Source organism: Variovorax boronicumulans, assembly GCF_009811375.1.
GTDB classification, from domain to species: domain Bacteria; phylum Pseudomonadota; class Gammaproteobacteria; order Burkholderiales; family Burkholderiaceae_C; genus Variovorax; species Variovorax boronicumulans.
Genome location: NZ_BKDH01000002.1, coordinates 379,509 through 405,005, shown reverse-complemented (window position 1 = coordinate 405,005; position 25,497 = coordinate 379,509). Strand labels below are relative to the sequence as shown.

Below are 25,497 nucleotides of genomic sequence, written 5' to 3'. Positions count from 1 at the left end.
CTACGCAGCGGCAGCGTCGCCGCGCGTCGCGGCTTCGAACTCGGCGCGGTTGAGCAGGCCGAAGTACAGCACGTCGTACCACTGCAGCCCCAGCGGATATTCCGTGGCGCGGCTGCGCGTGCTGTCGCAGTCGTCGTCGAAGCGCAGCCCGAAGAACGCATCGAGCGGGGCCGCCTGTTTTTTCGCACCGGCTTCGCGCAGCAACTGCGCCGCCGCCACGATGTCTTGCGGCAGCGCATCGAGCGCGGCGCCGGCCTGCTGGCAGCGCGCAAGCTCCTTCTCGACGCAGGCCCGCAGCGGAGCCTCTTCCGATTCGGTCATGGTGTCGAGCTCGACCGTCTCCAGCAGCAGGTGCTCGTTGCGGTGGGCTTCGAGAAAAGCCAGGGTCTCGTCCAGCCAGCCCGGCAGCTGCGTCGAGCCCGTCGCGGGTGTGGCCGCTGCGCGTGCGACAGCCGCCGGAGTCGCCTTCGGTGCGGCGGACGGCGAGAACCAGCCCTTGAGCCGGTCGACGAACGACGCGGCCTTCGGCGCGGCCACGACGGGCGCTGCTACGGGCGCAGGCACCGGCGCCTGCGCCGCCAGGTACCGCATGATGTCGATGAGCCGCTTCACCCGCGCAAAGCCCGGCTCGAAGCGGCCGCTGATCGCGTACAGCCGGACCTTCTCATCCCCTTCGTCGCTGTCGAGGCCGTCGGAGATCAGCGACGCGCACAGCTGCGGATCGCCCGACATCAGCAGCCGGTACATGAACGGAATGTCGTAGTTCCATTCGGAGATGCCCGAGATGGTTTCGGGCCGGTCCGTGTACGCCGTGGGCCGGTTGGTGAGGCTGTAGAGGTAAGAGCGATTGGCCATGGATCAAAGTGTGAATGGCGGCTGCAATGCGAGCGCGTCGCCGTGACAAGAATGAAGAAGAGCCACCCCTCGCGAAGCGGCCTTCGGCCTGGTCGGCAGATTCTGCCTTCGCCAGATTTACACTCCGCCCCATGCAAGGAAAGCAAGGAAGCAACGACGTTCAGCGCGGTCTGCAGCCCGTGGTGGAGCTGCGGTCTGAAGGCGCGTCGTACCTGTATTCCGTGCGCGCGCCGCGCTCCAAGGGCGTGATCCCGCCCAGCTCGTACAGCCACACCGGCTTTGCCAGCGTCGCCGATTGCCTGCGCGACATTGCGCGCGCGCTCGGGGGCAACTTCACTCGCATCTACGTGCGCCTCGAAGGCCACTGCGTCGGCGAGCGCGACATTGCCGAGCTGCGCAAGGCGCCCGACATCGTCGCGGCCGAACTGCAGGCGCTGTGCCGTGCGGTGATCGCCGAGCAGCAGAAGCAGCAGCAACAACAAGAACAGAGCGAAGCCACCACGCCGCGCTGCTAGCCGCGCGAAGCGGGGTGTCGTTCGTTCACTGCGGCACATTCACGATGGTCGCTTGCATCATCGCCACCACCTTGTAGTCCGTGTCGCCCGCCTTCGCGAAGGCACGCACTTCGCCCGTGCACACCGCGAGCAGCTTGCCCGAACTCTGCACGCGGCCCACCGCCAGGAAGCGCTCGCCCAGCGCGGGCCGCATGAAGTTGATCTTGAACTCCGCCGTCACCACGTCGCAGCCCTGCGGCGCCTTCGTGAGCCCCGCGTAGCCGCAGGCGCTGTCGACGATGCTCGTCACCGCGCCCGCATGCACATAGCCGCGCTGCTGCGACAGCGCTTTTGAAAACGGCATCTCGATGTGCACCTCGCCGTCGCCCACATGCACCAGCCGCGCGCCGAGCGTGGCCATCAGGCCCTGTGCGTTGAAGCTGTCGGAGATGCGGGTGTGGAGGTCGGTCATGGCTGGCAAGCGAAAAGAAGCAGAAGAAAAAGGGCGCCTGTGGAGGCGCCCCGAGGGGTCACTGCATTCTGCCGCGCGGCGCTATGCCCCGCGCCAGCGCCTCAATCCCACGCCGGCGACAGCCCTTGCGGATCGGTCAGCCGCTCGCCCCGGTCGAGCGTGGCGATCTGCGCCATCTCGGCCTCGGTCAGCGTCAGCTGCTGCGCCTTCAGGTTGCTTTCGAGGTTCGCGCGCTTGGTCGACGACGGAATCACCGCGTAGCCCAATTGCATCGCCCAGGCCAGCACCACCTGCGCGGGCGTGGCGCCGTGCGCCGTGGCAATGGCGCCGATCACCGGGTCGTTCAGCACCTTGCCGTAGGCCAGCGTCATGTACGAGGTGATGCGGATGCCCTGGCTCTGCGCGAAGGCCGCCACCTTGCGGTTCTGCAGGTAGGGGTGCAGCTCGATCTGGTTCGTGGCGATGGCCGATGCGCCCACGGCGGCAATGGCCTCCTGCATCAGCGCGATGTTGAAGTTCGACACGCCGATCTGCTTCGTGAGCCCCAGCGCCTTGGCTTCGGCCAGCGCGCCCATGAACTCCGCCACCGGCACCGCGTTGGCGGGCGAGGGCCAGTGGATCAGCGTGAGGTCGACGTGGTCTGTGCGCAGCTTGGCCAGGCTGTCTTTCAGGCTGGGCACCAGCTTGCTCTTCGCGTAGTGGTCGGTCCAGATCTTGGTGGTGATGAAGAGCTCGTTGCGGGCCACGCCGCTTTCGGCAATCGCCTGGCCCACCTCGGCTTCGTTGCCGTAGATCTGCGCCGTGTCGATCGTGCGGTAGCCCAGGTCAAGGCCGTTCTTCACCGAGTCGATCACCACCTGGCCCTGCAGGCGGAAGGTGCCGAGGCCGAAGGCGGGAATGGGGGTGTTGATGTTTGTGCTCATGGCGTGTGTGTGCCTTGTGTTCAAAGAAAGAAAAAGAAGAGAAGAGGAAAGCTCAGTGCCCGACCGGCACCGGCCCCGAGGCGCGCACCGGAATGCCGGCCCGGCGGTCGAGCGAGCCGCTCCACTGCGTGAGGGCCAGCGACACCAGCACGACGAGTGCGCCGATCCAGGGCGTGTGCATCAGCCCGAGGTGCGTCACGATCAGGCCGCCGGCCCAGGCCGCGCCCGCAATGCCCAGGTTGAAGGCCGCGATGTTCAGGCCCGAGGCCACGTCCACCGCCTGCGGCGTGAAGCGTTCGGCCTGCTTCACCACGTACACCTGCAGCCCCGGCACGTTGCCGAACGCCACCGCGCCCCACATCAGCACTGCCACCAGCGCCAGCCACTTGTGCGGCGCCGCGAAGTTGAAGACCAGCAGCACGGCCGCCAGCAGCGCAAAGATGATCTTCAGCGCCGGAATCGGGCCCATGCGGTCGGCCAGCTTGCCGCCCCAGATGTTGCCCACCGCCACCGAGATGCCGTACACCAGCATCACCCAGCCCACCGCGCCGGCGCTGAAGCCCGACACGTCGGTGAGGATCGGCGCCAGGAACGTGAACGGAATGAACGAGCCGCCGTAGCCGATGGCCGTCTTGGCATACACCAGCAGCAGGCGCGGCTCGGCCAGCACCTTGGCTTGTTGCGCCAGCGAGGCCGGCGGCGTGTGGCGGATGTTGCCCGGCACGAAGATCCAGCTGCCGATGAAGGCGATCACGCCCAACGCCGACACCGCCAGGAAAGTCTCGCGCCAGCCGAAGTGCTGCCCGATGAACGTGCCCAGCGGCACGCCCGTGACCAGCGCCACCGTGAGGCCCGTGAACATGATCGCGATGGCGCTCGCCGCCTTTTCCTTCGGCACCAGGCCGGTGGCAATCGTCGAGCCGATCGAGAAGAACACCCCGTGCGCCAGCCCCGTGAGCACGCGGGCGGCAATCAGCGATTCATAGCTGGGCGCCTGCCATGCCAGCAGGTTGCCGACCGTGAACAGCGCCATCAGCCCGAGCAGCAGCGCCTTGCGCGGCAGCTTGCCCGTGAGGGCCGTGAGCACCGGCGCGCCAATGGCAACGCCCAGCGCATAGAGGCTGACCAAGAGGCCCGCCGAGGGAAGGCCGATGCCGAGGTCGGCAGCGACGGTGGGAATGAGGCCAACGATGACGAACTCGGTCGTTCCGATGGCGAAGGCGCTGAGGGTCAGCGCGAGCAGGGCGATTGGCATGAGAGCACTCCTTCTGGGATGAGGAGGAGTGTCTTGCGGTTACCTTTGCGGATAAATGGGGTTGGAAGAAGAAGATAGTTGCTTTGAAAGCAATAATAAATTTCCGCCCTCGAATCGTTGTTATCTGAACCCGGGGAAGATTGGGAACTCAGAAAAACTACGGAATAGCCATATTCTTGAGGTCAAGCTCAAGAGCTGAGAGCAAATTTGCCTGAACAAGAACGAAATTCGTTGGATCAAGGAGTTGCGGATTGGATGTCCCTGAATAGCGAGAAAATGCAGTGGCAATCTTCTTTCTTTTAGCTCGAACTTTGCCCTTTTCTCCGTGGTCAACATCATGTTGAAGGTCAGTTCGTAGAGCATTTACGTCAACGAAGGACTGAGGCATCCGTCCTTCTAGGCGTTGTCCAACGCTTTCGCGAAAAATGAAATAAAGGTCGCCAATTAGAGTTGTGTAGCTTGCGATGTCTTTGATGGGTTTTCCCAGTCTAAGCAAGGCCTGACTTGTTTTGTTTGTCGCTTTGAAAAGATCTTCTCCATGCACAGATGAGTACGAACTGTTGAAGCGAGTGATATGACTGGCCACATTGTTGCCAAGCTCTTTTACACGGGCCGCGATACCGCTTGCAGCCAAAGCTGTTGGACCAAATGAGGCTGCCATTTCGGGGCTATGCATAACCCCCTTTCTCAGAAGTACCTCATGTCTCACACGAGCGCCAGCCTTCACATTTGCGTTGACCGATTTTTGAAATCTGATGTAGTCGTAGTCTGTCGCTTCTTGACCTAATTCGACTTGTGCGGTTAATTGATCTAAAAATGTTTGAATGAATTCGGCTACCGTCTGTGGATCAACCGAGGGCTTTCCACTCTCAATGAGGCGGCAGGTAAGGGTGATAATTGACTGGACTACGGTTCTGTTTTTGAGAGCCGGTTCTCGGGTTGGAAATGCAAGTGCTAGAAAATCTAATGCTGCGCGTATGCGCTTTGCTACTGCGGACGTAGGTGAGAAGGATTTTTGCGTTTCGAATATCTTTTTTATATCGTCGTAACGAAGGCCTGAATCGATCCCTTCCACCTCAATGGCGGCAACTTTTGTTGCGATATCGAAATGTGCGAGTCTTGTGTTTGCTAGTGAAATTGAATTTGCAAAGAAGGCGTGATTTGAAAGATTTCTACAATAATCTCTAAGCTTACTATGAACGGAGTTCAGTTTTTCGCTGCTGGTCAGCGGAAGTCCTTGCTGCAGGCGTTGAAAAAATTGTTTTAACTCTTCCTCGCTTGCTTCCTCGATTTCATCGAAATCGATCTCAAAGTCATCGAACGTGTCTGCAATTTTAGGCTTCAGGTCTTTGTAGAAGGAACCGCCAAATTCTTGAGAGGTTTCTTCCGCCAATTGAAGTTCGTTTGCGAAAAATTCGAAGATTGCCGTCAAACGTTGTTGGCCATCAACAACTTCAAAACTATCGTCATCGAGGCGGACGAAATAGAATTTCGGCAGTCGCCACCCGCGAAGAATGCTATCTATTAACATTTGCTTTCGCTCCGGATTCCATACTTCCGGTCGCTGCCACTCGGGTATGTCGTATCGATCACGTCTCTTATATATCTTGTCAAGAGCTCGTCTTCCTGCGGTCATCTTCATATGCGTTCTCTCCTTCTGTTCCCGGCATTAAATCCAGAAACCGTTCTAGCAGAAAGTGTGCGGCGCGTGCTCTTCAGATTGAGAATTTCTGCCGGTCGGTACGTTCCGGTGATAGTGCTCCGGTAGATATACTGCCTCGTCGCGCAAAAAACGCGATCGGGTTTGGAAGCCCGCAAAAACCCCTGCGACGAAAGCCGCAGGACCCGCACATGGTCTGCGGCTTTTTCGTTCGCGCTGCTTTTTTAGGCGGCTCGGACGGGAGGGCGCGAGTCCTGCCGGTTTCTCTACAAGGGGTTTTCCGGTCTTCCAACCCGTTCGAGCTGCCGCCATCGTTTGGAAGCGGGGGCGTCGGTTGTGGCAAACCAAAATCCCTTCGGAGGCCGCACATGGCTGAATCTGCATCCGTCCCAGCGCAACCGAGCGCCCGTCCCACTTCCTCGTCATCAGACCTCGACGACCTTGCGGTCCAAGCCTGCGACGACGCCGACAACCTCAACGCAGTAATGCGTGCCTACACCGCGCTAGAAAAGCTCGTAGACACCAGCGCCCTCAACGACAGCGAAGAGCTCGCCCCCACCCGCACCGAACTGAGCGCCTTGCTGCGCCTGCTCAACGAAGCGTTGATGACCCGCATCGCCACCGTCAACGCAACAGCCGGCGCCGTACGCGATGCGCTGCAAGCGCACCCCTCGCTCAAGCCGGCCTAGCCCCCGGCGGCCGGCGTGAAGCCTCTGCCTCACGACCGGCCCGCAGCCCTCAAGCCGCCTTCGTCTCCGGCAACACCGCCGTCAACGCAAAGTCCACCAGCATCAGCCAGGTCTCTTCGAGCCCGGTGATGTTGTGGTGGTCCGAGTTCGACACGGTCTGCACGCTCACGGGCGTGGGCCAGGCGGCGATGAGTTTTTCGGAGCGTTCGTGGGGCACCACGTCGTCCTTCGCGGCGAGCAGCACCTGGGTCTTGGCGGCGACTTCCTTGCTGTGCTCGATGGAGTTGAAGCGGTGGCGCAGCAACAGCGACAGCGGCACGAGCGGAAAGCGCTTCTTGGCGACTTCGAGCAGCGAGTCGTACGGCGTGATGAGCTGCAGGCTCGCAAACTCCTGCCGCGCCACGAGCTGGATGGCCACGCCGGTGCCCAGGCTGCGGCCCACCACGTGCAGGCGCGCCTGCGGAAAGGCGCGGCGCAGGTGGCTGGCGAACTGGGCGGCGTCGGCCACGGAGGCGATTTCAGACGGCGCGCCCTGCGAGTCGGCTACGCCCCGGTAGTTGAGGGCGGCAAAGCCGAAGCCCTCGGGCAGCCAGTGCAGCATCTGCGCGGTGGCGCGCACGTCTTCGCCGCGGCCGGCGAAGTAGATGAACAGGTCCTGCAGCGCGTCTTCGCCCTGCGGGTGATACACGTAGCCGCGCACCATGCCGCCGGGCACGGGGTGCGAGTAGGTCGAAAAATCTTCCGACAGATGCACCACGGGCAGCTTGCGGGCGTTGAAAAGAATGTGGCCCTGGCGCGTGGCGAGCAGGGTCCAGTAGGCGGCCAGGCTGCCGATGGCGGCGGCCGAGGCCGACAGGGCAATGCGGGCAATCTTGGCTTGGGTGTTCTTCTGCAAATCAGGGCTCCCGAGAAAGTGGCGGCGTGGCATCGCAAGGGCAGGGCCCGGCCGATGCGCAACGCGCAAGGGGCGTAGTTTCACCGCGTTCGCGAGGCGGTGCGTTGCGAGGTGTATGGCCGCAGCGCGCGGCGCGCCGGCCGGGGGCTGAAGATAATCCCCGCATGATCGCCATCGACTGCTACTACAGCCTTTCCTCGCCCTGGGCCTACCTCGGCGGCCCGCAATTGCAAGACATCGTGCGCCGCCACCATGTGCAGCTCACGCTCAAGCCCTACGACTTCCAGGCGGTGGTGCCGCAAACCGGCGGCATTCCGCTGAAGACGCGCCCCGAGCCGCGCCGCACGTACCACGCGCTGGAGCTGTCGCGCTGGCGCGATTACCTCGGCATGCCGATGAACCTGGAGCCCGCGCACTACCCGAAGGGCGCGCCGACCGACCCGAACTGGAACAAGTACCCCGGCTGGATGGTGATCGCCGCCCAGCTGCAGGGCCTCGATGCGCAGCCGCTGTCGCACGCGCTGCTGCGCGCGCTGTGGGCCGAGGAGCGCGACACGGCGCAGGCCGCGGTGCGCATCGCGATCGCCGACGAAAACGGCTACGACGGCGCGGCGCTGCAGGCGCTGGAGCAGTCGGCCGAGGTGCTGGCGGTGTACCGCGCCAACAGCGCCGACGCGGTGGAAGCGGGCGTGTTCGGCGCGCCCACGTTCATCCTGAACGGCGAGCGCTTCTGGGGACAAGACCGGCTGGCGTTTCTCGACCGGGCGCTCGACAAGCTGCGCGCTGGCGGCTGAGCGGCAACCTCTCTTTTTTCTTCAGAGGAACGAGCGTGGCAGCAGCGCGGGCACGAGCGTGCGGTGCAGCCGCTCGCGCCACCAGCGCAGCGCCTGGCCCTGCGCGCCGGTCTTCCACGCGAGCCAGAAGGCTTCGGGCGCGCGCGGTTCCTCGGTCGGCAGTTCGACCAGCGTGCCGCGCGCCAGCTCGTCGGTGATGCAGGCGCGCGGCAAAAAGCCGTGGCCCAGCCCGGCGACCTGGCAGGCGACCTTGGCGGCCATCGACGGCACGGTGATGCGCGGCTGGCCGGCCATGAGGCCGACGGTGCGGTCCGACAGGGTGCGCGCGGTGTCGCCGACCACGATGGCGTTGCAGTCGATGAGGTCGCCGCGCTGCACGGGGCGCTTCAGCCGCGTGAGCGGGTGGGTGGGCGCGACGCAGAAGGCGAACGCCAGGCTGCCCACGGCCACGGCCTGGTGGCCGCCGCCGGCCGGGCCTTCGCCCGCGGCCACGACGATGTCGGCGCGGCCCTCGCGCAGCGCCTCCCAGCTGCCGGTGAGCGCCTCGCAGCCGACGCGCAGCCGCGTGCCGCAGCGCAGGTCTTCGAAGGCGCGGATGTCGTCCATGAAGGCCTGCGTGGGAATGAGCGAGTCGTGCACCAGCCGCAGCTCTGATTCGTAGCCGGTGGCAATCTGCCGCATGCGCGATTCGAGGTCGCTCGCGGCGCCGAGCAGCCAGCGGCCTTCCTTGAGCATTTCTTCGCCGGCGGCGGTGAGGGTCACGCGCGGGCCGTTGCGCTCGAACAGCAGCATGCCGAGCTGCTCTTCGAGCTTGCCCACGGCGTAGGAGATGGTGGAGGGCACCTTGTTCAGCCGCGCGGCGGCGGCGGCAAAGGAGCCGTGGCGCGCGATGGCGTCGACGACCTCGATGGCTTCCAGGGTGAGCTTGAGCACGGGGCGTTCCTCGCAGGAAAAAAGGAATGATCGAAAACTTCGATCATTGATGATGAAAAGTTTCGTCGATGGGGCCCTGCGCGCACTGGATGATTCAGCCCACGCCAAGGAGATTCCCTCCGAAAGCGATTGTGAACCGAATCGAATATCCACGCACCCAACTTTGCCGAAGGAGCCTTTCATGACCGTCCAAGCCACCCCCACCGCCGGCGCCAAGCTGCTCACCCCCACCGACCACACGCTGGTGATGATCGACTTCCAGTCGCAGATGGCCTTTGCCACGCACTCGATCGACGCCGTGAACCTGCGCAACAACGCCGCGCTGGTGGCGCAGGCGGCGGCGGGCTTCAAGGTGTCGACCATCCTCACGACCGTGGCCGAGAAGAGCTTTTCGGGCCCGATGTTCAGCGAGATCACCGACGCCTTCCCCGGCCAGAAGATGCTGGACCGCACCTCGATGAACACCTGGGAAGACGCCGCCGTGATCGAGCGCGTGAACGCCATCGGCAAGCCGCGCATCGTGCTGGCCGGCCTGTGGACCAGCGTGTGCATCGTGGGCCCGGCGCTGTCGGCGCTGGACCAGGGCTTCGAGGTGTACGTGATTGCCGACGCCTGCGGCGACGTGTCCACCGAGGCGCACAACCGCGCCATGGAGCGCATGGTGCAGGCCGGCGCGCAGCCGATGACCTCGCTGCAGTACCTGCTGGAGCTGCAGCGCGACTGGGCGCGTGGCGACACCTACGAGTTGACGACCGGTATTGCGAAGAAGGTGGGCGGCGCCTACGGTCTGGGCGTGACGTACGCCAAGACCATGTTCGGCGCCCACGAGGGTTGAGCGCAGAGCACCCGGAAGGCCGACCGACCATGAAGACCTATGTCGTTTCCCTCGCGCTCGGCCTGCTGGTCGGCGTGATCTACGCGCTCTTCCAGGTGCGCTCGCCGGCGCCGCCGGTGATCGCCCTGGTGGGCCTGCTGGGCATCCTGCTCGGCGAGCAGATCCCGCCGCTGGTGCGGCAGGTGTTCGACCGGCCGGCCGCCAGCTCGTGGCTGCATGACCAGGTCAAGCCGCACGTGTTCGGCAAGCTGCCGACCTGTGCGCAGCCCGGGGCGGTGAAGACTGCCGCCACCGGCAGCCGCCCGTCCGAGCGGAGCGACGCATGAACGCCCCCGACCCGCAACGCCGCCACTTCCTGGGCGCCCTCGGCGCCTTTGCAGCCACCTCCCTCGCCCCCGCATCCACCATGGCCACCACCCAGACCCCCGACCTCATCCTGCGCAACGGCCGCTTCACCACGCTGGACCGTGCCAACCCCACGGCCGACGCGGTGGCCATCAAGGACGGCCGCTTCACCCGCGTGGGCCGCGCCGAAGACGTGCTGCCGCTGGCCGGCAGCCACACTCGCGTGATCGACCTGCAGGGCCAGCGCGTGCTGCCGGGCCTCATCGACAACCACCTGCACATCATTCGCGGCGGGCTGAACTACAACATGGAGCTGCGCTGGGACGGCGTGAGGAGCCTGGCCGATGCCATGGGCATGCTCAAGCGCCAGGTGGCGATCACGCCCGCGCCGCAGTGGGTGCGCGTGGTGGGCGGCTTCACCGAGCACCAGTTCGTCGAGAAGCGCCTGCCGACCCTGGCCGAGCTGAACGCGGTGGCGCCCGACACGCCGGTGTTCATCCTGCACCTGTACGACCGCGCGCTGCTCAACGGCGCCGCGCTGCGCGCCGTGGGCTACACGAAAGACACGCCCGCGCCGCCCGGCGGCGAGATCGTGCGCGACAGCGCCGGCAACCCCACGGGCCTGCTGCTGGCCAAGCCGAACGCGGCCATCCTGTACGCCACGCTGGCCAAGGGGCCGAAGCTGCCCTTCGACTACCAGCTCAACTCCACGCGCCACTTCATGCGCGAACTCAACCGCCTGGGCGTGACCGGCGCCATCGACGCGGGCGGCGGCAACCAGAACTACCCCGACGACTATGAAGTGATCCAGAAGCTGCACGACGACGGGCAGCTCACGATCCGCCTGGCCTACAACCTCTTCACGCAGAAGCCCAAGGCCGAGAAGGACGACTTCCTGAACTGGACCGCGAACTCCAGATACAAGCAGGGCGACGACTACTTCCGCCACAACGGCGCGGGCGAGATGCTGGTGTTCTCGGCCGCCGACTTCGAAGACTTCCGCCAGCCGCGCCCCGACATGGCGCCCGAGATGGAAGGCGACCTCGAAGGCGTGGTGCGCATCCTGGCGCAGAACCGCTGGCCCTGGCGCATGCACGCGACCTACGACGAAACCATCAGCCGCTCGCTCGACGTGTTCGAGAAGGTCAACAAGGACACGCCGCTGGCCGGCCTGAACTGGTTCTTCGACCATGCCGAGACGATTTCCGAAAAGTCGATGGACCGCATCGCCGCGCTCGGCGGCGGCGTGGCGGTGCAGCACCGCATGGCCTACCAGGGCGAGTATTTCGTCGAGCGCTACGGCCCCGGCGCGGCCGAGGCCACGCCGCCGGTCAAGAAGATGCTGGAGCGCGGCCTGAAGGTGTCGGCCGGCACCGACGCGACGCGCGTGGCCTCGTACAACCCGTGGGTGTCGCTGTCGTGGCTGGTCACGGGCAAGACGGTGGGCGGCATGCAGCTGTACCCGCAGCGCAACTGCCTGGACCGCGAGGCCGCGCTGCGCATGTGGACCGAGAACGTCACCTGGTTCTCGAACGAGGAGGGCAAGAAGGGCCGCATCCAGGAAGGCCAGCTGGCCGACCTGGTGGTGCCCGACCGCGACTTCTTCGCCTGCGCCGAATCGGAGATTGCCGACACCACGGCGCTGCTCACGATGGTGGGCGGCAAGGTGGTCTACGGCGCAGGCCCGTTCGCCGCGCACGACGAAGGTGGCCTGCCGCCCGCCATGCCCGACTGGTCGCCCGCGCGCACCTTCGGCGGCTATGCCGGGTGGGCCGACACGGCCGAGGGGGCGCCGCTGCAGAAGGTGATGCGCAACGCCGCGATGTCGTGCGCCTGCGCCAACGACTGCAACGTGCACGGCCACAGCCATGCGACGGCCTGGAGCAGCAAGCTGCCCATCGCCGACCTGAAGAGCTTCTGGGGCGCGCTGGGTTGCGCCTGCTGGGCGGTGTGATGAAGGCCCTGCACTGGACCCTTTCGCCCGCCGTGCGCTGGATCGCCTTGCTGCTGCTGTGCGCGGCCTACCTGCAGGGCGGCCTGAACAAGGCGCTGGACTTCAACGCCGCCATCGCCGAGATGAACCACTTCGGCCTGTCGCCGGCCGGCCCGCTGGCCGTGGCGGTGATCGTGCTGGAGCTGGGCGCCGCGGCGCTCATCCTCACCGGCTTCTGGCGCTGGCTCGGCGCGCTCGCGCTGGGCGGCTTCACGCTCATGGCGACCTTCGTCGCGCTGCGTTTCTGGGAGATGCCGCTGGGGCAGGAACGCTTCATGGCGGCCAACGCCTTCTTCGAACACCTGGGCCTGGTCGGCGGCTTCGTGCTCGTCGCCTGGCTCGACCTCCAGGAGCGCCACGATGACTGAGCCCCAAGCCAAAGCCGCCGGCGCGTTCGCGCCGCTGCGCCAGCCGGTCTTCGCCGTGCTGTGGGCCGCCACGGTGCTGGGCAACATCGGCAGCTTCATGCGCGACGTGGCCAGCTCGTGGCTGGTGACCGACCTGTCGGCCAGCCCGACGGCGGTGGCGCTGATCCAGACGGCGGCGACGCTGCCGATCTTTTTGCTGGCGATTCCGGCCGGCGTGCTGTCGGACATCCTCGACCGCCGGCGCTTCCTGATCTTCGTGCAGGTGCTGCTGGCCGCGGTGAGCGGCACGCTGCTGGTGCTGTCGCACACGGGCACGCTCACGGTCGAGTACCTGATTGCGCTGACCTTCGTGGGCGGCATCGGCGCGGCGCTCATGGGGCCGACCTGGCAGTCGATCGTGCCGGAGCTGGTGCCGCGCAGCGAGCTCAAGGGCGCGGTGGCGCTGAACTCGCTGGGCATCAACATCGCGCGCTCCATCGGGCCCGCGGCGGGCGGGCTGATCCTCGCGAGCTTCGGCGCGGCCGCCACCTACGGGCTGGACGTGCTGAGCTATGTGTTCGTGATCGCGGCGCTGTTGTGGTGGAAGCGCCCGGCGGCGGTGGACAGCGGGCTGTCCGAGAACTTCTTCGGCGCCTTCCGCGCCGGCCTGCGCTACACGCGGGCCAGCAAGGAGCTGCACGTGGTGCTGCTGCGCGCGGCGGTGTTCTTCCTGTTCGCCAGTTCGGTGTGGGCGCTGCTGCCGCTGGTGGCGCGCCAGATGCTCGGCGGCACGGCGAGCTTCTACGGCATCCTGCTGGGCGCCGTGGGCGCAGGCGCTATCGGCGGTGCGCTGGTGATGCCGCGGCTGCGTGCCCGGCTCGATGCCGACGGCATGCTGCTGCTGGCCTCGCTGCTCACGGCCGCGGTGATGGGCGCGCTGGTGTTCGCGCCGCCGCAATGGCTGGCGGTGCCGATGCTGGGCGTGCTGGGGCTGGGCTGGATCATTGCGCTGACCACGCTCAACGGGGTGGCGCAGTCGATCCTGCCGAACTGGGTGCGCGGGCGCGGGCTGGCCGTGTACCTCACGGTGTTCAACGGCGCCATGGCCGCCGGCAGCCTGGGCTGGGGCCTGGTCGCGCAGCAGATCGGCGTGCCGGCCACGCTGGTGGCGGGCGCCGTGGGGCTGGTGGTGATGGGGCTGGTGTTCCATCGCGTGCGGCTGCCCGCCGGCGAAGCCGACCTGCAGGCCTCGAACCACTGGCCCGAGCCGCTCCTGGCCGAGCCGGTGGCGCACGACCGCGGGCCCGTGATGATCCAGGTCGAGTACCGCATCCGCAAGGAAGACCGGCCGGCGTTCCTCGATGCGATGAAGCGGTTGTCGCTGGAGCGCCGCCGCGACGGTGCCTACGCCTGGGGCGTGCACGAGCACACGGCCGACGCCGAGCGCGTGATGGAGTGGTTCCTCGTGGAGTCGTGGGCCGAGCACCTGCGCCAGCACCACCGCGTGTCGCACGCCGACGCCGACCTGCAGGCCGAGGCGCTGCGCTTTCACATCGGCCCGGGCAAGCCCGAGGTGCATCACTTCCTGGCGCTCTGAGCAGCGCGGATTCTTTCTCTTTCCCTTTCACCCTTTCGTCCATCTCAAGGAAAAACCATGACCACACTGACCCTTCGCGACGGCACCGAGCTCTATTACAAGGACTGGGGCAGCGGCCAGCCGATTCTTTTCAGCCACGGCTGGCCGCTGAGCGCCGACATGTGGGACGCCCAGATGCTGTTCTTCGCCGAGCGCGGCTACCGCGTCATCGCGTTCGACCGCCGCGGTTTCGGCCGCTCCAGCCAGCCCTGGACCGGCTACGACTACGACACCTTCGCCGACGACATCGCCGAGCTGATCGAAAAGCTCGATCTGAAAAACGTGATCCTGGCGGGCTTCTCGATGGGCGGCGGCGACGTCACGCGCTACATCGCGCGCAAGGGCAGCGCGCGCGTGGCCAAGCTGGCGCTCATCAGCGCGGTGACGCCGCTGTTCATGAAGACCGCCGACCATCCCGTGGGCCCCGAGGCCTCGCTCTTCGCGGGCATCCGCGCCGGGCTGGCCGCCGACCGGGCGCAGTTCATCGACGACTTCAGCACCCTGTTCTACGGCACCAACCGCCCGGGCGCGAAGGTGTCGCAGGGCGTGTTCAAGCAGACGCTGCAGATCGCGCTGCAGGCCTCGATCAAGGCCACCATCGACTGCGTGACGGCGTTCTCCGAGACCGACTTCCGCCCCGACATGGCGAAGATCGACGTGCCCACGCTGGTGATCCACGGCGATGACGACCAGGTCGTGCCCTTCGAGGCCACCGGCAAGCTGGCGGCCGAAATGATCAAGGGCAGCCAGCTCAAGCTGTACGCCGGCGCGCCGCACGCCACCTGCACCACGCACGCGGCGCAGGTGAACGCCGACCTGCTGGCGTTCATCCAGGGCTGAGGCCGGGTGTGTCGAAAGGGCCGCGCCCTGCGGCCCTTCCGGCGCGAAGGGCGGCGCCGGTGGCGATAATCCGGCGATGCGAATCCGCTTTACCAAGATGCAGGGAGCCGGCAACGATTTCGTCGTGCTGGACGAAACGCGCGGCACGCTGGGCCTCACGGCCGCGCAGTACCGCTTCCTGGCCGACCGCCATTTCGGCGTCGGCGCCGACCAGATCCTCACGGTGCGCCCGTCGCCCGCCGCAGGCATCGACTTCCAGTACGTGATCCACAACGCCGACGGCGGCGAGGTGGAGCAGTGCGGCAACGGGGCGCGCTGTTTCATGCGCTTCGTGAGCGAGCACGGCCTGACCGAGAAGAAAGACGTGCGCGTGCAGACGCTGGCCGGCGTGATCGAACCCCGCATGGGCGACGACGGCCGCGTGACGGTCGACATGGGCGCCCCGGTCTTCGAGCCGGCGCGCGTGCCCTTCGACACGGCGGGGCTCGACCCGCAGCACGAAGGCGCGTGGCAGAAGTGGCACCTGGCGCTGGGCACCCGGGCCGGCAGCGCTATCGTTTCGGTAGCGGTGCTGTCCATGGGCAACCCGCACGCGGTGCAGGTGGTCGACAACGTCGACACCGCGCCCGTGGCCGAGCAGGGCCCGCAGATCGAGCACCATCCGCGTTTTCCGCAGCGCGTGAACGCGGGCTTCATGCAGGTGGTCGACCGCACGAACATCAAGCTGCGGGTGTTCGAGCGCGGCGCCGGCGAAACGCTGGCCTGCGGTACGGGCGCCTGCGCGGCCGTGGTGGCGGGCATCCGCCTGGGGCTGCTGGATTCCCGTGTCGACGTGCAGACGCACGGCGGCATTCTCACGATCGAGTGGCAGGGCGACGGCCGGCCGGTGCTCATGACAGGACCGGCCACGACGGTGTTCGAGGGCGAGATCGACGTGCCCGACATTTCGGAACAGCCATGACCCAATTCACCCACGACAACAACGCCATGAACCCGATCACCGAAGACGACATCGCGAACTACCTGTCGAACACGCCCGACTTCTTCGAGCGCCACGCCCAGCTGCTGGCGCAGGTGCAGCTCACCAGCCCGCACGGCAACCGCGCCGTGAGCCTGCAGGAGCGCCAGGCCGAGATGCTGCGCGAGAAGATCAAGGCGCTGGAGCACCGCCTGATGGACATGGTGCGCCACGGCACCGAAAACGTCGTCATCGCCGACCGCCTGCAGCGCTGGACCAAGGGCCTGCTGACCACGCGCGACCCGCGCAGCCTGCCGTACCGCATCGCGGTCGACCTGCAGTCGCTGTTCCTGGTGCCGCAAACGGCCATCAAGGTGTGGGACTGCGGCACCGAGTACCTGAACGAAGCCTATGCCCAGTGGGTGAGCGACGACGTGAAGGCGCTGGCCACCTCGCTCACCTCGCCCTACTGCGGGCTCAACGCGGGCTTCGAGGCGGCCAACTGGCTGCCCGAGCCGCAGGGCGCCGCGTCGATCGCGCTGATTCCGCTGCGCCCCGACGCCGAGTCGCCGGCCTTCGGCCTGCTGGTGCTGGCCTCGCCGGACGCGCAGCGCTTCAACGCCGAAATGGGCACGGACTTTCTCGAGCGCATCGCCGAGCTGTCGTCGGGCGCGCTGTCGCGGCTGCGCCCTTGAGCCGTTCCGCGCGAAGCGGGTGGCGCCGCCGGCCTTGGCTGACCGGCCTGTGCGTGGTCTTGCTGGCCGGTGTGCTCACCTACGCCGCCATCGCGGGCGTGATCTGGCAGCGTGCCGAGGCGGCCCTGGCCGGCCCGATGCCGCGCGCGGCCGACGTGGCGCTGGTGCTGGGCAACCGCGCCTACCTCGACGGCAAGCCCAATCCCTGCCTCACGGGCCGGGTCGACCAGGGCATCGTGCTGGCGCGTGCCGGTCGCGCGCAGACGCTGGTGTTCTCGGGCGGCGTCGACGTGGAAGACGGCCGCATCGAGGCCGAGGTCATGCGCGACCACGCCACGGCCGAGGGCTACACGGGGCCGATGGTGCTGGAGTCGGTGTCGTCGTCCACGCGCGCCAACCTGTCGCTGTCGCGCACGCTGCTGGAGGCCAAGGGCGTGCGCAGCGTGATCATCGTGTCGGAGCCGTACCACCTGTGGCGCATCGAGCGGCTGGTGCGTGCCAGCGGCTTCGACCAGGCCTTCGACGTGCAGTACGCCGCCGCGCCCACCTCGTGCTGGCGCCGTTGGGGCATGCTGTTCAAGGGCGCATTGCGTGAGCCGGCGGCCATCGTGAACAATGCATCGCTCGGTTATCTGTTCTAGCTAGCGCGGCCCCGGGCAGCGCACGGAGCACGACGACACCATGGAATGGATCGACAAATACCTCGAACACGTGCGCGTGGAGCGTCGGCTCGCGCCGCGCACGGTCGAGCTGTACGCCTTCCACCTGCGCGCGCTGACCGACCACGCGGCCGAGGCCAACCTGCTGCTGGACCGCGTGCAGACCGCCCACATCCGCCGCTGGATGGCACAGCTGCACAGCGCCGGGCGCGAGCCGCGCGGCATCGCGCTGGTGCTGTCGTGCTGGCGCAGCTTCTACCGCTGGCTCGGCCATGAAGGGCTGATCGGCTTCAACCCGGTGCAGGACGTGCACGCGCCCAAGGCGGGCCGCCCGCTGCCGAAGGCGCTGGGCGTGGACGACGCGGTGCGCCTGGCCGAGCTGTACGACCCCGAGGCCGACCCCTGGACCGAAGCGCGCGACGGCGCCATCGTCGAAATGCTCTACGGCTGCGGCCTGCGCGTGAGCGAGCTCACCGGGCTCGACGCCCAGGCCAGCGCCACGGCGCTCGGCTGGGTCGACCTCGACGCCATGGAAGCCCACGTGCTCGGCAAGGGCAGCAAGCGGCGCAGCGTGCCCGTGGGCAGCAAGGCGGCCGAGGCGCTGCGCGACTGGCTCGCGGTGCGCGGCGAGCGCCAGGAGCCGGCGCTGTTCGTCAGTGCGCGCGGCGCGCGCATGTCGTCGCAGGCCGTGTGGAAGCTGTTGCGCGAGCGCAGCCTGAAGGCCGGCCTGGCCGCGCCGGTGCATCCGCACATGCTGCGCCACTCGTTCGCGAGCCACGTGCTGCAGTCGAGCAGCGACCTGCGCGCGGTGCAGGAGCTGCTGGGCCATGCCAACATCGCGACCACGCAGGTCTACACGCGGCTGGACTTCCAGCACCTGGCCAAGGTCTACGACGCGGCGCATCCGCGCGCCAAGGCCAAAAAGAACGATTAAGCTGAGCGATCGTGAGCCCTGGAAGCCAGGGTCAGTTGCGGTGGTGTTTATGCCATTCGCTACAGAGCTTCCTGAACGAGCGGCTCGAATCGAAAGCTTGTTGAAGGTCCATTCGGGCGGAGAAAGCCGGCTGGTCCGTTGTTTCGTTGTAGCCCGCTCCGCTCATTCTTCTGGCAAGCCAGCCCTTTGCATTCCTGGGAACCTCCGGGGTGGCAGCATCCTCGGGGTTGTCTAGGGTGAAGTTCCGCAGTCCGTGCAGGGACCTCGCGGCAGCAATGAACCAAGCTTCGTACTCGCGATTCGCAAGCACCACGGAGATATTGCGATGCGGCACGATTTCTTTTGCCCGGCGAAGAATCTCGGCTCCACGGGTGGCAGGACAGTCGTCGTCGGCGTCCAGCAAAACAAGTACCCAGCCGCTGGCCTCGCATTTCGCCGCAGCGAGCAGCAAGTGCCGACGAAACTCCGCGTCGCGGTTCAGGAAGCGATCCTTGTAGACCCGGATTGGGACAGGAATACGAGCGGGTGCAGCTGGTGTTTGCCACTCGCATATTCGGCGAAGTAGCACCGGCAAGGCGGCTACTTCGCCATCGCCTTCAACGATGCAAACTACGTTGATCAAGATGCGGCTCGTCCAAAAAGCTCAACTTGTCGTAGACCTTGTGCATCCAGAATGTCTCTATCTGGGACTAGCTGATTCATGCGCAAAAGTTCACCAGCTGAGAAAAGATGGCTTCGCATCGACTCGCGGGATGCAGGGTCCAAGGGGCCAATCTTCGTCTCTCCTCCCTCCGAAATGACGGCAAGAAGAGAACTTGCATCCAGACTCCGGTCGTCCAACAGGTCAGGGCTGTGACTTGTTACGATGATTTGTGTCTTTTTCGATGCCAGTACCAACGCGCCACGCAAAGCAGCGCTTGCGGCCGGATGGAGTGCTGTTTCTGGCTCCTCGACACCAATCAAAGATGGGGCGTAGTCCCGATTGCTTTGAAACAGCGCGGTCAATACGCCGAGTGCTCGCAATGTTCCATCCGACATGTTTTGTGCCAAGAAGCGCCAGGGGTGTTTTGATCCGGCCATATCCTGACGAAACTCCAAAGTCTCCATCGGACCAATCTTTTTTCTTTCTACGCCATGCACCATGGGCGCGACGGTCTGCAGATACTCCTGGATCACAGTCATGGCTTCGGGCGCGAACCTCTCAAGGTGCCCAATGACGCTGGCAATGTTTTCCCCCACGGGTTTGAGCAGCCGGCCATCTTGAGGGTTTTGCATTTCCCGCATCAACTTGGGATTCAAGTTGTAGAACCCCATTGCCGTAAGCGCGTCAAAAACGGGTCGAAATGCGGTGAGGCCTGAGAGGCTTACAAGCGCGAGTCGATCCGACGTTACAGCGGGAAATGTTGGCTCACTGGTTTTTATCAGCGACCCGCGTTCTATCCGGAAGAATGGGCCCTTCCCAATGCCACCAATCGCGCACTCTTCGGTTTGCACTTCATGGCCGAGTCCCTGTCGGGTTCCAACTTCAAACGCGTAGTGGCCTGGGGTTCCGTCGTTCAGAACAAATTCCAGCCGAACACCAAAATGAGTTGGGTGACCATTCGATCTTCGACGTACTTCGGAGAGTCCCCCTCTCTTGTTCAGCGCGTTGTCGAGCGATCCGGTGAGGGCGTCGCCGACGAGGTGAAGCGCGTCGAGGAAATTGCTCTTCCCGGAGCCATTGGCTCCGACCAGATACGTCAACGGACCAAGTTCGACGTCGCAGCTACCGATGCTTCGGTAGTTTCTGAGCACGACGCGCTTGAGGAAAATAGGAGCGCTCACCTTGTGGGCCTTTCGGGATCGGATGTCGCTGAAAATGCAAGTTGAAGAATATTCAGCGCGGTACAGCCGGTGTAGTTTCGCATGCTGCGTCCGTCGCTCGAGTTTTCGCACGCAACGACAATCCTTCAAGACCCACCAGACAATGAAAACCCTCCGCCTCAAGCCGGGCAAGGAGCGCTCGCTCCAACGCCGCCATCCCTGGGTCTTCGAATCCGCCATTGCGCGCGGCGGCGCGGACTCGGGGGAAACGGTGCGCGTGGAGTCGCACGACGGCCACTTTCTCGCGTGGGCGGCCTTCGGCCCCGCCTCCAAGATCCGGGCGCGGGCCTGGAGCTTTGACGAGAAGCAGCGCATCGACGCTGCTTTTTTTTCCACGGTCTGCACGCGCGCGGTGAACGCGCGCGGCCTGTTCGACCTGCAGAGCGACGGCGTGCGGCTGGTGCACGGCGAGGCCGACGGCCTGCCGGGGCTGATCGTCGACCGCTATGGCGATACGCTGGTGGCGCAGTTTTTGTCGGCCGGCGTGGAGCGCTGGAAAGACGTGCTGGCCGATGCGCTGCTCAAGGCCACGGGGCTCACCAGACTGTATGAGCGCTCGGACGCCAGCGGCCGCGAGCGCGAGGGCCTGAAGCCGGTCACGGGCTGGCTGCGCGGCGAGGGCCCCACCCAGATCACCATCCGCGAGCACGGCTGGCAGCTGTCGCTGGACATCGCCACCGGCCACAAGACCGGCTTCTACCTCGACCAGCGCGACAGCCGCCAGCGCTTTGCCGAGCTGGCGCAGCACCGGCGTTTTCGCCGCGTGCTCAACTGCTTCTGCTACACGGGCGGCTTCACCGTGGCCGCGCTCGCGGGCCTGAAGGCGGCCGGGGCGCTCGAGGGCGCTTCGCTGGTGTCGGTCGATTCGTCGCAACCCGCGCTCGAGCGGGCGCGCGCGCACCTGGCGCTCAACGGTTTCGAAGGGCAGGGCATTGCCACGGAGTTTCTCGACGCCAACGTGAACACGGTGCTGCGCGAGTTCATCGACCAGGGCCGCACCTTCGACGCCATCGTGCTCGACCCGCCGAAGTTCGCGCCCACGGTGGCGCACGCCGAGCGCGCGGCGCGTGCCTACAAGGACATCAACCGCCTGGCGCTCAAGCTGCTGGAGCCGGGCGGCGTGCTGCTCACGTTTTCCTGCTCGGGCGGCATCAGCGCCGACCTGTTCCACAAGATCGTGGCCTCGGCGGGGCTGGACGCCGGCGTGGACGGCTACATTGCCGAACGCCTGGGCGCCGCGCCCGACCACCCGATGACCATCGAGTTCCCGGAAGGGGAGTACCTGAAGGGGCTGGTGGTGGTCAGAAAGCCCCTGTGAACGAGGGCTTGACCCCGTCGGCAACGCAACTCAGTGGCATTGGCTAAACTGCCCGCCAATCCCCCGCCTTTTTCTGTTTTCCGTTTCCGGAGCACTTTTCCATGGCCCTCATTCCCGCGACCATCCTGACCGGCTTTCTCGGCTCGGGCAAAACCACGCTGCTCAAGCGCATCCTGACCGAGGCCCATGGCCAGAAGATCGCGGTCATCGAGAACGAGTTCGGCGAGGAGAACATCGACAGCGACATCCTCGTGACCGAGTCGAAGGAGCAGATCGTGCAGATGAGCAACGGCTGCGTCTGCTGCACCATCCGCGAAGACCTGCGCGAAGCGCTGCAGCTGCTGGCCGCCAAGAAGCGCCAGGGCCTGCTCGATTTCGACCGCGTGGTGATCGAGACCACCGGCCTGGCCGACCCCGGCCCGGTGGCACAGACCTTCTTCATGGACGACGAGATCGCCGAGAGCTACCTGCTCGACTCGATCCTGACGCTGGTCGATGCCAAGCACGCGCCGCAGCAACTCAACGACCGCCAGGAAGCGCGCCGCCAGGTGGGCTTCGCCGACCAGATCTTCATCAGCAAGAGCGAGCTGGTGTCGGCCGAAGAGACCGAGGCGCTCATTCACCGCCTGAAGCACATGAACCCGCGCGCGCCGCAGCAGAAGGCGCACTTCGGCGACGTGCCGCTGAAGGACATCTTCGACCTGCGCGGCTTCAACCTGAACGCCAAGCTGGACATCGACCCCGACTTCCTCAAGGAAGACGACCACGACCATCACGACCATGACCACGCGCATGGCGAGGCGTGCGACCACCCCTCGCACAAGCACGAAGGGCACGGTCACCATCACCACACCGATGACGACGTGAAGAGCTTCGTCTACAAGGCCGACCGCGCCTTCGACCCGGCCAAGCTGGAAGACTTCCTGGGCGCCATCGTCAACATCTACGGCCCGCGCATGCTGCGCTACAAGGGCGTGCTGAACATGAAGGGCACCGAGCGCAAGGTGATCTTCCAGGGCGTGCACCAGCTCATGGGCAGCGACCTGGGCCCGGAGTGGGGCAAGGACGAGGCGCGCCAGAGCCGCATGGTGTTCATCGGCATCGAGCTGCCGCGCGAGATCCTGGAGCAGGGTCTGGAGCAGTGCCTGGTCTGAGCACGTTCGCCTGAGTTGACGAAATAAAAACGGCGCTGGCCTTGCGGTCAGCGCCGTTTTTCATGGGGCGGGCCGTGCTTACTTGCCGAAATTCCCCATCGGCTTGCCCAGGAGCTTGAGCTGGCCTTCGCTGAACTCGACCTGGCTGACCAGGTCGTCGCCCGTGCGCTTCACGTAGCCGTTGGCTTCGCCCTGTTCGATCAGGCCCGCGAGCATTTCAGGCGGCGGCGTGCGGCCGCTCTCGGCGCCGGTTTCGGCCAGCTTCTCGATCCACTTCACGGGCAGGCGCGCGTTGGCCTTGAGCACGCCGCGCTTGAGCACCAGCGCGTTGCCGGGCAGCTGCAGGTCTTCGTCGGTCACGCCGGCGAGGGCCACCGAGTAGCTGAGCTCGGCGCTGTGGCCGCCGATCTCGACCAGCATGCGGTCCAGGCCGGCTTCGGGGCTGTGCTTGGCCATGGCCTTGAGGTCGGGTGCGAGCTGTTCGATGAGCGCCTGCATCGCGTCCTTCTGGGCCTTGCTGCGCTGGCCGCAGCCGGCACCGGCGGTCGACTGCAACCAGGCGTCGGCCAGCTTCTTGTAGCCGGCCGCCTGGATGCGGCGTGCGCTGCTGGCGATCTCGAACTTGTCGATGGCGGTCTCGTTGACCTTGCCCTTGCCCTTGAAGGCGCCTTCGGAGGCGTACAGGCCGTCCTTGATGGTGGCTTCGCCGGTCAGGTCGATGCTTTGCAGCAGCACCTTGATCGCCTTGGCGGGGGCGGCCTCGGTGCCTGCGCCCAGGCCCAGTCCCTTGGGCGCGTTCAGCTCGAAGCTGTCGAGGCGGCCTTCGGATTTGCCGGTGGCGAGCATCCAGCCGGCGCTGCCGTCCATGTCGGCCTTGGCGGTGAACTTGCCCATCTTCAGCTGCACGCCCTTGGAGGCGGTGCTGACGTCCAGGCCGGGCATCGTCATGTCATAACGCAGGTGGGTGCGGGCCGCGTTCATGTCCAGGCGGGCTTGCGCGCCTTGCCAGGCGAACTCGCCCTTGCCTTCTTCGGCCAGCTTGGCGGGCGCGACGGTGAAGTCGCTGGTGAAGCCGCCGCCGAAGCCGACCTGGGTGCGCGCGGTCAGTGGCTTGGCCTTGCCGAACAGCTTCTCGGCCTCGGCCTGCGCCTTGGCGTCGAGCACCAGCTCGCTGTCGATGACGGCCGCGGCCAGCGTCGCGCCGGCGATCGGGCCGTGGCGGATGGTGTCGCGGATGGTGATGCGCACGGGCTTGGGCGGGGTGGCCGCGGCGTCGCTGTCGTCTTCGGCGGGTTCTTCTTCGTCGCCTTCGGTCGCGGCCTCGGCGACATCGGTCGTGGCGGCGGCCGGCGCGGCGGCGGGTGCCGACGCGGCAGGGGCGGTGGCGGCTTCGGCTTCGGCCGGGCAACCCAGTTCGAGCGTCACGGTGCTCACGGCGCCGAGGAAGTTGCGTTCGTAGCTGCGCTCGATCACGCGCACCAGCGCGGTCTGCTTGGGCAGTTCGCCCAGGGCGACGTCGTAGCTCGATTTGATTTGCGTGCCGGCCCACCAGGTGCTGCCGCCGTAGGCGACGGCGATGGCCGCGGCCAGGACTCCCAATACTGCTTTTTTGCTCAAGATTATTTTCCGATCGGTTGTTTGAAGGGCCGCCGCGGTGTCTCCCCGACCCGCGGCGTGCCTGCGCCACCCCCTGTGGCGGCGCCGGGCGATGCTACCGGAGCAGGGCAGTGCGTCACCCGATGGCCTTGCGTTTCGAGTTCTCTATACAATCGCGCGCCTGTTCCGGGAGCCATGCTTCGTCCACAGGGGCGAGATATGACTTACGGCACGGGGCGCCAAGGGTTTTTGGCGGGCTTTCGGGGGTATAACCCCGGGGTTCACCACTTGAGGACGCCCCCGACAACGTGAGCCGACGCGGCCTGACACCCGCAACGGTTCCCTTGGGAGGAGACACCCAGTGAAAGCGCGTTCCAGTTCGTACAAGGAGCCAGTCACCGTGAAGAAACCCGCCGCCAAGGCCACGCCAGCCACCAAGCCCGCCGCAAAGAAGGCGACGGCTGTGAAGGCTGTACCCGCGACGAAGAAGGTTTCTGCCACCGCTGCTGCTGCCTCTGCCGCGAAAGAGAAAAGCGCTGCCAAGAAGCCTGCGGCAACCCCGGCCAAGACCGGGACCGCGGCTGCCAAGAAGTCCGCCAAGCCCGCAACCAAGTCCGCGGGCGCGGCGCCTACGTCATCCCAACCGGTCGGCCGTCCTGCGGCCGCCCTTTCTGCTCCCCCGACCCCCATGAAAAAAACGGCTGCCGCCTCTTCTTCCGCCCCGGCGACACCCTCGATCCCCGCTACGCCCGCTCCCGCTGCGCGTGGTGGCCGCGTGTCCCGGCTGTCGCAACTGACCGTGCCCTCGATGCCGCAATCCGTGGCTTCGACCGCCGCCAAATCCAGCTTCTCGCAGGCGCCTTCCACCGCGCTGGTGCCGCCGCCGCCCCTGGCCGTCAAGAAAGACCCGAAGCTGGCCAACAACTGGAAGACCAAGACGCCCGCCGAGTTGAGCGACGCCGAGGTCATCGCGATGCCCGACGACGAGTACATGAACGACAAGCAGATGGCGTTCTTCCGCCTGAAGCTCGAAGAACTCAAGCGCGGCATCCTCGAGAACGCCGGTGAAACCACCGAGCACCTGCGCGAAGACACCGTGGTCGTGCCCGACCCGGCCGACCGCGCCACCATCGAGGAAGAGCACGCGCTCGAACTGCGCACGCGCGACCGCGAGCGCAAGCTGCTCAAGAAGATCGAGCAGTCGATCCAGCGCATCGACGCCGGCGACTACGGCTACTGCGACGAGACCGGCGAGCCCATCGGCGTCGGCCGCCTGCTGGCCCGCCCGACCGCCACGCTCTCGCTCGAAGCGCAGCAGCGCCGCGAGCTGAAGCAGAAAATGTTCGGGGATTGA

26 protein-coding genes are annotated in these 25,497 nt (G+C 66.0%); 16 read left to right on the top strand and 10 right to left on the bottom strand.

Annotation, left to right across the window (positions count from 1 at the left end):
- The gene (locus VHAB30_RS21725) at positions 1 to 855 is read right to left on the bottom strand and encodes a DUF7822 domain-containing protein (protein ID WP_159278581.1); all 855 of its coding nucleotides are present in this window, start codon (positions 853 to 855) and stop codon (positions 1 to 3) included.
- Between the two features lie 131 nt (positions 856 to 986).
- Here VHAB30_RS21725 and VHAB30_RS21720 point away from each other — a divergent pair, with 131 nt between their 5' ends.
- Positions 987 to 1,370 (top strand): hypothetical protein, encoded by a 384-nt coding sequence (locus VHAB30_RS21720; RefSeq protein WP_159278580.1) that lies wholly within the window; start codon positions 987 to 989, stop codon positions 1,368 to 1,370.
- 25 nt (positions 1,371 to 1,395) lie between these two features.
- Here VHAB30_RS21720 and VHAB30_RS21715 read toward each other — a convergent pair whose 3' ends face one another.
- The 4 genes from VHAB30_RS21715 to VHAB30_RS21700 form a co-directional block, all read right to left on the bottom strand.
- A complete protein-coding gene (locus VHAB30_RS21715; RefSeq protein WP_070060148.1) occupies positions 1,396 to 1,821 on the bottom strand; it encodes a PaaI family thioesterase in 426 nt (141 codons plus the stop codon).
- A 101-nt stretch (positions 1,822 to 1,922) separates the two neighbouring features.
- Positions 1,923 to 2,744 (bottom strand): 2,5-didehydrogluconate reductase DkgB, encoded by an 822-nt coding sequence (gene dkgB / locus VHAB30_RS21710; RefSeq protein WP_159278579.1) that lies wholly within the window; start codon positions 2,742 to 2,744, stop codon positions 1,923 to 1,925.
- 52 nt (positions 2,745 to 2,796) lie between these two features.
- Positions 2,797 to 3,999 (bottom strand): MFS transporter, encoded by a 1,203-nt coding sequence (locus tag VHAB30_RS21705; RefSeq protein ID WP_159278578.1) that lies wholly within the window; start codon positions 3,997 to 3,999, stop codon positions 2,797 to 2,799.
- Between the two features lie 157 nt (positions 4,000 to 4,156).
- The gene (locus tag VHAB30_RS21700; RefSeq protein ID WP_159278577.1) at positions 4,157 to 5,641 is read right to left on the bottom strand and encodes a DUF262 domain-containing protein; all 1,485 of its coding nucleotides are present in this window, start codon (positions 5,639 to 5,641) and stop codon (positions 4,157 to 4,159) included.
- A gap of 503 nt (positions 5,642 to 6,144) precedes the next feature.
- Between VHAB30_RS21700 and VHAB30_RS31190 the strand changes: the two genes are divergently transcribed.
- Positions 6,145 to 6,348 carry a hypothetical protein gene (locus tag VHAB30_RS31190; RefSeq protein WP_235926884.1) on the top strand — a complete coding sequence of 68 codons (204 nt, stop codon included), beginning with the start codon at positions 6,145 to 6,147 and terminating at the stop codon, positions 6,346 to 6,348.
- Between the two features lie 49 nt (positions 6,349 to 6,397).
- On the opposite strand, the gene VHAB30_RS21690 is transcribed toward VHAB30_RS31190, so the two are convergent.
- Positions 6,398 to 7,243 (bottom strand): alpha/beta hydrolase, encoded by an 846-nt coding sequence (locus tag VHAB30_RS21690; protein WP_235926883.1) that lies wholly within the window; start codon positions 7,241 to 7,243, stop codon positions 6,398 to 6,400.
- A gap of 164 nt (positions 7,244 to 7,407) precedes the next feature.
- On the opposite strand from VHAB30_RS21690, the gene VHAB30_RS21685 reads away from it, so the two are divergent.
- On the top strand, positions 7,408 to 8,037 hold the full coding sequence (locus VHAB30_RS21685) for a 2-hydroxychromene-2-carboxylate isomerase (protein WP_070060143.1): 630 nt from the start codon (positions 7,408 to 7,410) through the stop codon (positions 8,035 to 8,037).
- Positions 8,038 to 8,058: 21 nt separating this feature from the next.
- Here VHAB30_RS21685 and VHAB30_RS21680 read toward each other — a convergent pair whose 3' ends face one another.
- Entirely contained in the window at positions 8,059 to 8,970 is a 912-nt protein-coding gene (locus tag VHAB30_RS21680) for a LysR family transcriptional regulator (protein WP_159278574.1), read from the bottom strand.
- Positions 8,971 to 9,151: 181 nt separating this feature from the next.
- Here VHAB30_RS21680 and VHAB30_RS21675 point away from each other — a divergent pair, with 181 nt between their 5' ends.
- From VHAB30_RS21675 to VHAB30_RS21630, 10 genes are all read left to right on the top strand, one after another.
- The gene (locus tag VHAB30_RS21675; protein ID WP_062474264.1) at positions 9,152 to 9,805 is read left to right on the top strand and encodes a hydrolase; all 654 of its coding nucleotides are present in this window, start codon (positions 9,152 to 9,154) and stop codon (positions 9,803 to 9,805) included.
- A 29-nt stretch (positions 9,806 to 9,834) separates the two neighbouring features.
- Entirely contained in the window at positions 9,835 to 10,131 is a 297-nt protein-coding gene (locus tag VHAB30_RS21670) for a DUF1427 family protein (RefSeq protein ID WP_159278573.1), read from the top strand.
- An 80-nt stretch (positions 10,132 to 10,211) separates the two neighbouring features.
- A complete protein-coding gene (locus VHAB30_RS21665; RefSeq protein ID WP_159278684.1) occupies positions 10,212 to 12,104 on the top strand; it encodes an amidohydrolase in 1,893 nt (630 codons plus the stop codon).
- Positions 12,104 to 12,511, top strand: coding sequence for a DoxX family protein (locus VHAB30_RS21660; RefSeq protein WP_174250267.1), 408 nt, complete (start codon positions 12,104 to 12,106; stop codon positions 12,509 to 12,511). The genes VHAB30_RS21665 and VHAB30_RS21660 overlap by 1 nt, the downstream gene beginning before the upstream one ends.
- Entirely contained in the window at positions 12,504 to 14,087 is a 1,584-nt protein-coding gene (locus VHAB30_RS21655) for an MFS transporter (protein WP_070060141.1), read from the top strand. Before VHAB30_RS21660 ends, VHAB30_RS21655 begins: the two co-directional genes overlap by 8 nt.
- A 57-nt stretch (positions 14,088 to 14,144) precedes the next feature.
- Entirely contained in the window at positions 14,145 to 14,966 is an 822-nt protein-coding gene (locus tag VHAB30_RS21650) for an alpha/beta fold hydrolase (protein ID WP_159278572.1), read from the top strand.
- A 76-nt stretch (positions 14,967 to 15,042) separates the two neighbouring features.
- A complete protein-coding gene (dapF, locus tag VHAB30_RS21645) occupies positions 15,043 to 15,927 on the top strand; it encodes a diaminopimelate epimerase (protein WP_159278571.1) in 885 nt (294 codons plus the stop codon).
- On the top strand, positions 15,924 to 16,619 hold the full coding sequence (locus VHAB30_RS21640) for a DUF484 family protein (RefSeq protein WP_062474254.1): 696 nt from the start codon (positions 15,924 to 15,926) through the stop codon (positions 16,617 to 16,619). Before dapF ends, VHAB30_RS21640 begins: the two co-directional genes overlap by 4 nt.
- Positions 16,616 to 17,260, top strand: a complete 645-nt coding sequence (locus VHAB30_RS21635; protein ID WP_235926882.1) for a YdcF family protein — start codon at positions 16,616 to 16,618, stop codon at positions 17,258 to 17,260. The genes VHAB30_RS21640 and VHAB30_RS21635 overlap by 4 nt, the downstream gene beginning before the upstream one ends.
- A gap of 40 nt (positions 17,261 to 17,300) precedes the next feature.
- Entirely contained in the window at positions 17,301 to 18,212 is a 912-nt protein-coding gene (locus VHAB30_RS21630; protein WP_159278570.1) for a tyrosine recombinase XerC, read from the top strand.
- A gap of 31 nt (positions 18,213 to 18,243) precedes the next feature.
- Here the strand turns inward: VHAB30_RS21630 and VHAB30_RS21625 are convergent, their stop codons facing one another.
- On the bottom strand, positions 18,244 to 18,834 hold the full coding sequence (locus VHAB30_RS21625) for a DUF4276 family protein (protein ID WP_159278569.1): 591 nt from the start codon (positions 18,832 to 18,834) through the stop codon (positions 18,244 to 18,246).
- Entirely contained in the window at positions 18,831 to 20,147 is a 1,317-nt protein-coding gene (locus VHAB30_RS21620) for an AAA family ATPase (protein WP_235926881.1), read from the bottom strand. The genes VHAB30_RS21625 and VHAB30_RS21620 overlap by 4 nt, the downstream gene beginning before the upstream one ends.
- A gap of 31 nt (positions 20,148 to 20,178) precedes the next feature.
- On the opposite strand from VHAB30_RS21620, the gene VHAB30_RS21615 reads away from it, so the two are divergent.
- Positions 20,179 to 21,393, top strand: coding sequence for a class I SAM-dependent rRNA methyltransferase (locus tag VHAB30_RS21615; protein WP_159278567.1), 1,215 nt, complete (start codon positions 20,179 to 20,181; stop codon positions 21,391 to 21,393).
- A 101-nt stretch (positions 21,394 to 21,494) separates the two neighbouring features.
- A complete protein-coding gene (locus tag VHAB30_RS21610; protein WP_159273864.1) occupies positions 21,495 to 22,547 on the top strand; it encodes a CobW family GTP-binding protein in 1,053 nt (350 codons plus the stop codon).
- Positions 22,548 to 22,625: 78 nt separating this feature from the next.
- Here the strand turns inward: VHAB30_RS21610 and VHAB30_RS21605 are convergent, their stop codons facing one another.
- On the bottom strand, positions 22,626 to 24,164 hold the full coding sequence (locus tag VHAB30_RS21605; protein WP_235926880.1) for a YdgA family protein: 1,539 nt from the start codon (positions 24,162 to 24,164) through the stop codon (positions 22,626 to 22,628).
- 442 nt (positions 24,165 to 24,606) lie between these two features.
- On the opposite strand from VHAB30_RS21605, the gene dksA reads away from it, so the two are divergent.
- Entirely contained in the window at positions 24,607 to 25,497 is an 891-nt protein-coding gene (dksA, locus tag VHAB30_RS21600) for an RNA polymerase-binding protein DksA (RefSeq protein ID WP_409574652.1), read from the top strand.

Excerpts from the sequence above, each read along its gene's own strand:
- VHAB30_RS21725 (WP_159278581.1), bottom strand. The coding sequence starts at position 855 with ATGGCCAATCGCTCTTACCTCTACAGCCTCACCAACCGGCCCACGGCG.
- VHAB30_RS21720 (WP_159278580.1), top strand. The coding sequence starts at position 987 with ATGCAAGGAAAGCAAGGAAGCAACGACGTTCAGCGCGGTCTGCAGCCC.
- VHAB30_RS21715 (WP_070060148.1), bottom strand. The coding sequence starts at position 1,821 with ATGACCGACCTCCACACCCGCATCTCCGACAGCTTCAACGCACAGGGC.
- dkgB (WP_159278579.1), bottom strand. The coding sequence starts at position 2,744 with ATGAGCACAAACATCAACACCCCCATTCCCGCCTTCGGCCTCGGCACC.
- VHAB30_RS21705 (WP_159278578.1), bottom strand. The coding sequence starts at position 3,999 with ATGCCAATCGCCCTGCTCGCGCTGACCCTCAGCGCCTTCGCCATCGGA.
- VHAB30_RS21700 (WP_159278577.1), bottom strand. The coding sequence starts at position 5,641 with ATGAAGATGACCGCAGGAAGACGAGCTCTTGACAAGATATATAAGAGA.
- VHAB30_RS31190 (WP_235926884.1), top strand. The coding sequence starts at position 6,145 with ATGCGTGCCTACACCGCGCTAGAAAAGCTCGTAGACACCAGCGCCCTC.
- VHAB30_RS21685 (WP_070060143.1), top strand. The coding sequence starts at position 7,408 with ATGATCGCCATCGACTGCTACTACAGCCTTTCCTCGCCCTGGGCCTAC.
- VHAB30_RS21675 (WP_062474264.1), top strand. The coding sequence starts at position 9,152 with ATGACCGTCCAAGCCACCCCCACCGCCGGCGCCAAGCTGCTCACCCCC.
- VHAB30_RS21670 (WP_159278573.1), top strand. The coding sequence starts at position 9,835 with ATGAAGACCTATGTCGTTTCCCTCGCGCTCGGCCTGCTGGTCGGCGTG.
- VHAB30_RS21665 (WP_159278684.1), top strand. The coding sequence starts at position 10,212 with ATGGCCACCACCCAGACCCCCGACCTCATCCTGCGCAACGGCCGCTTC.
- VHAB30_RS21660 (WP_174250267.1), top strand. The coding sequence starts at position 12,104 with ATGAAGGCCCTGCACTGGACCCTTTCGCCCGCCGTGCGCTGGATCGCC.
- VHAB30_RS21655 (WP_070060141.1), top strand. The coding sequence starts at position 12,504 with ATGACTGAGCCCCAAGCCAAAGCCGCCGGCGCGTTCGCGCCGCTGCGC.
- VHAB30_RS21650 (WP_159278572.1), top strand. The coding sequence starts at position 14,145 with ATGACCACACTGACCCTTCGCGACGGCACCGAGCTCTATTACAAGGAC.
- dapF (WP_159278571.1), top strand. The coding sequence starts at position 15,043 with ATGCGAATCCGCTTTACCAAGATGCAGGGAGCCGGCAACGATTTCGTC.
- VHAB30_RS21640 (WP_062474254.1), top strand. The coding sequence starts at position 15,924 with ATGACCCAATTCACCCACGACAACAACGCCATGAACCCGATCACCGAA.
- VHAB30_RS21630 (WP_159278570.1), top strand. The coding sequence starts at position 17,301 with ATGGAATGGATCGACAAATACCTCGAACACGTGCGCGTGGAGCGTCGG.
- VHAB30_RS21615 (WP_159278567.1), top strand. The coding sequence starts at position 20,179 with ATGAAAACCCTCCGCCTCAAGCCGGGCAAGGAGCGCTCGCTCCAACGC.
- VHAB30_RS21610 (WP_159273864.1), top strand. The coding sequence starts at position 21,495 with ATGGCCCTCATTCCCGCGACCATCCTGACCGGCTTTCTCGGCTCGGGC.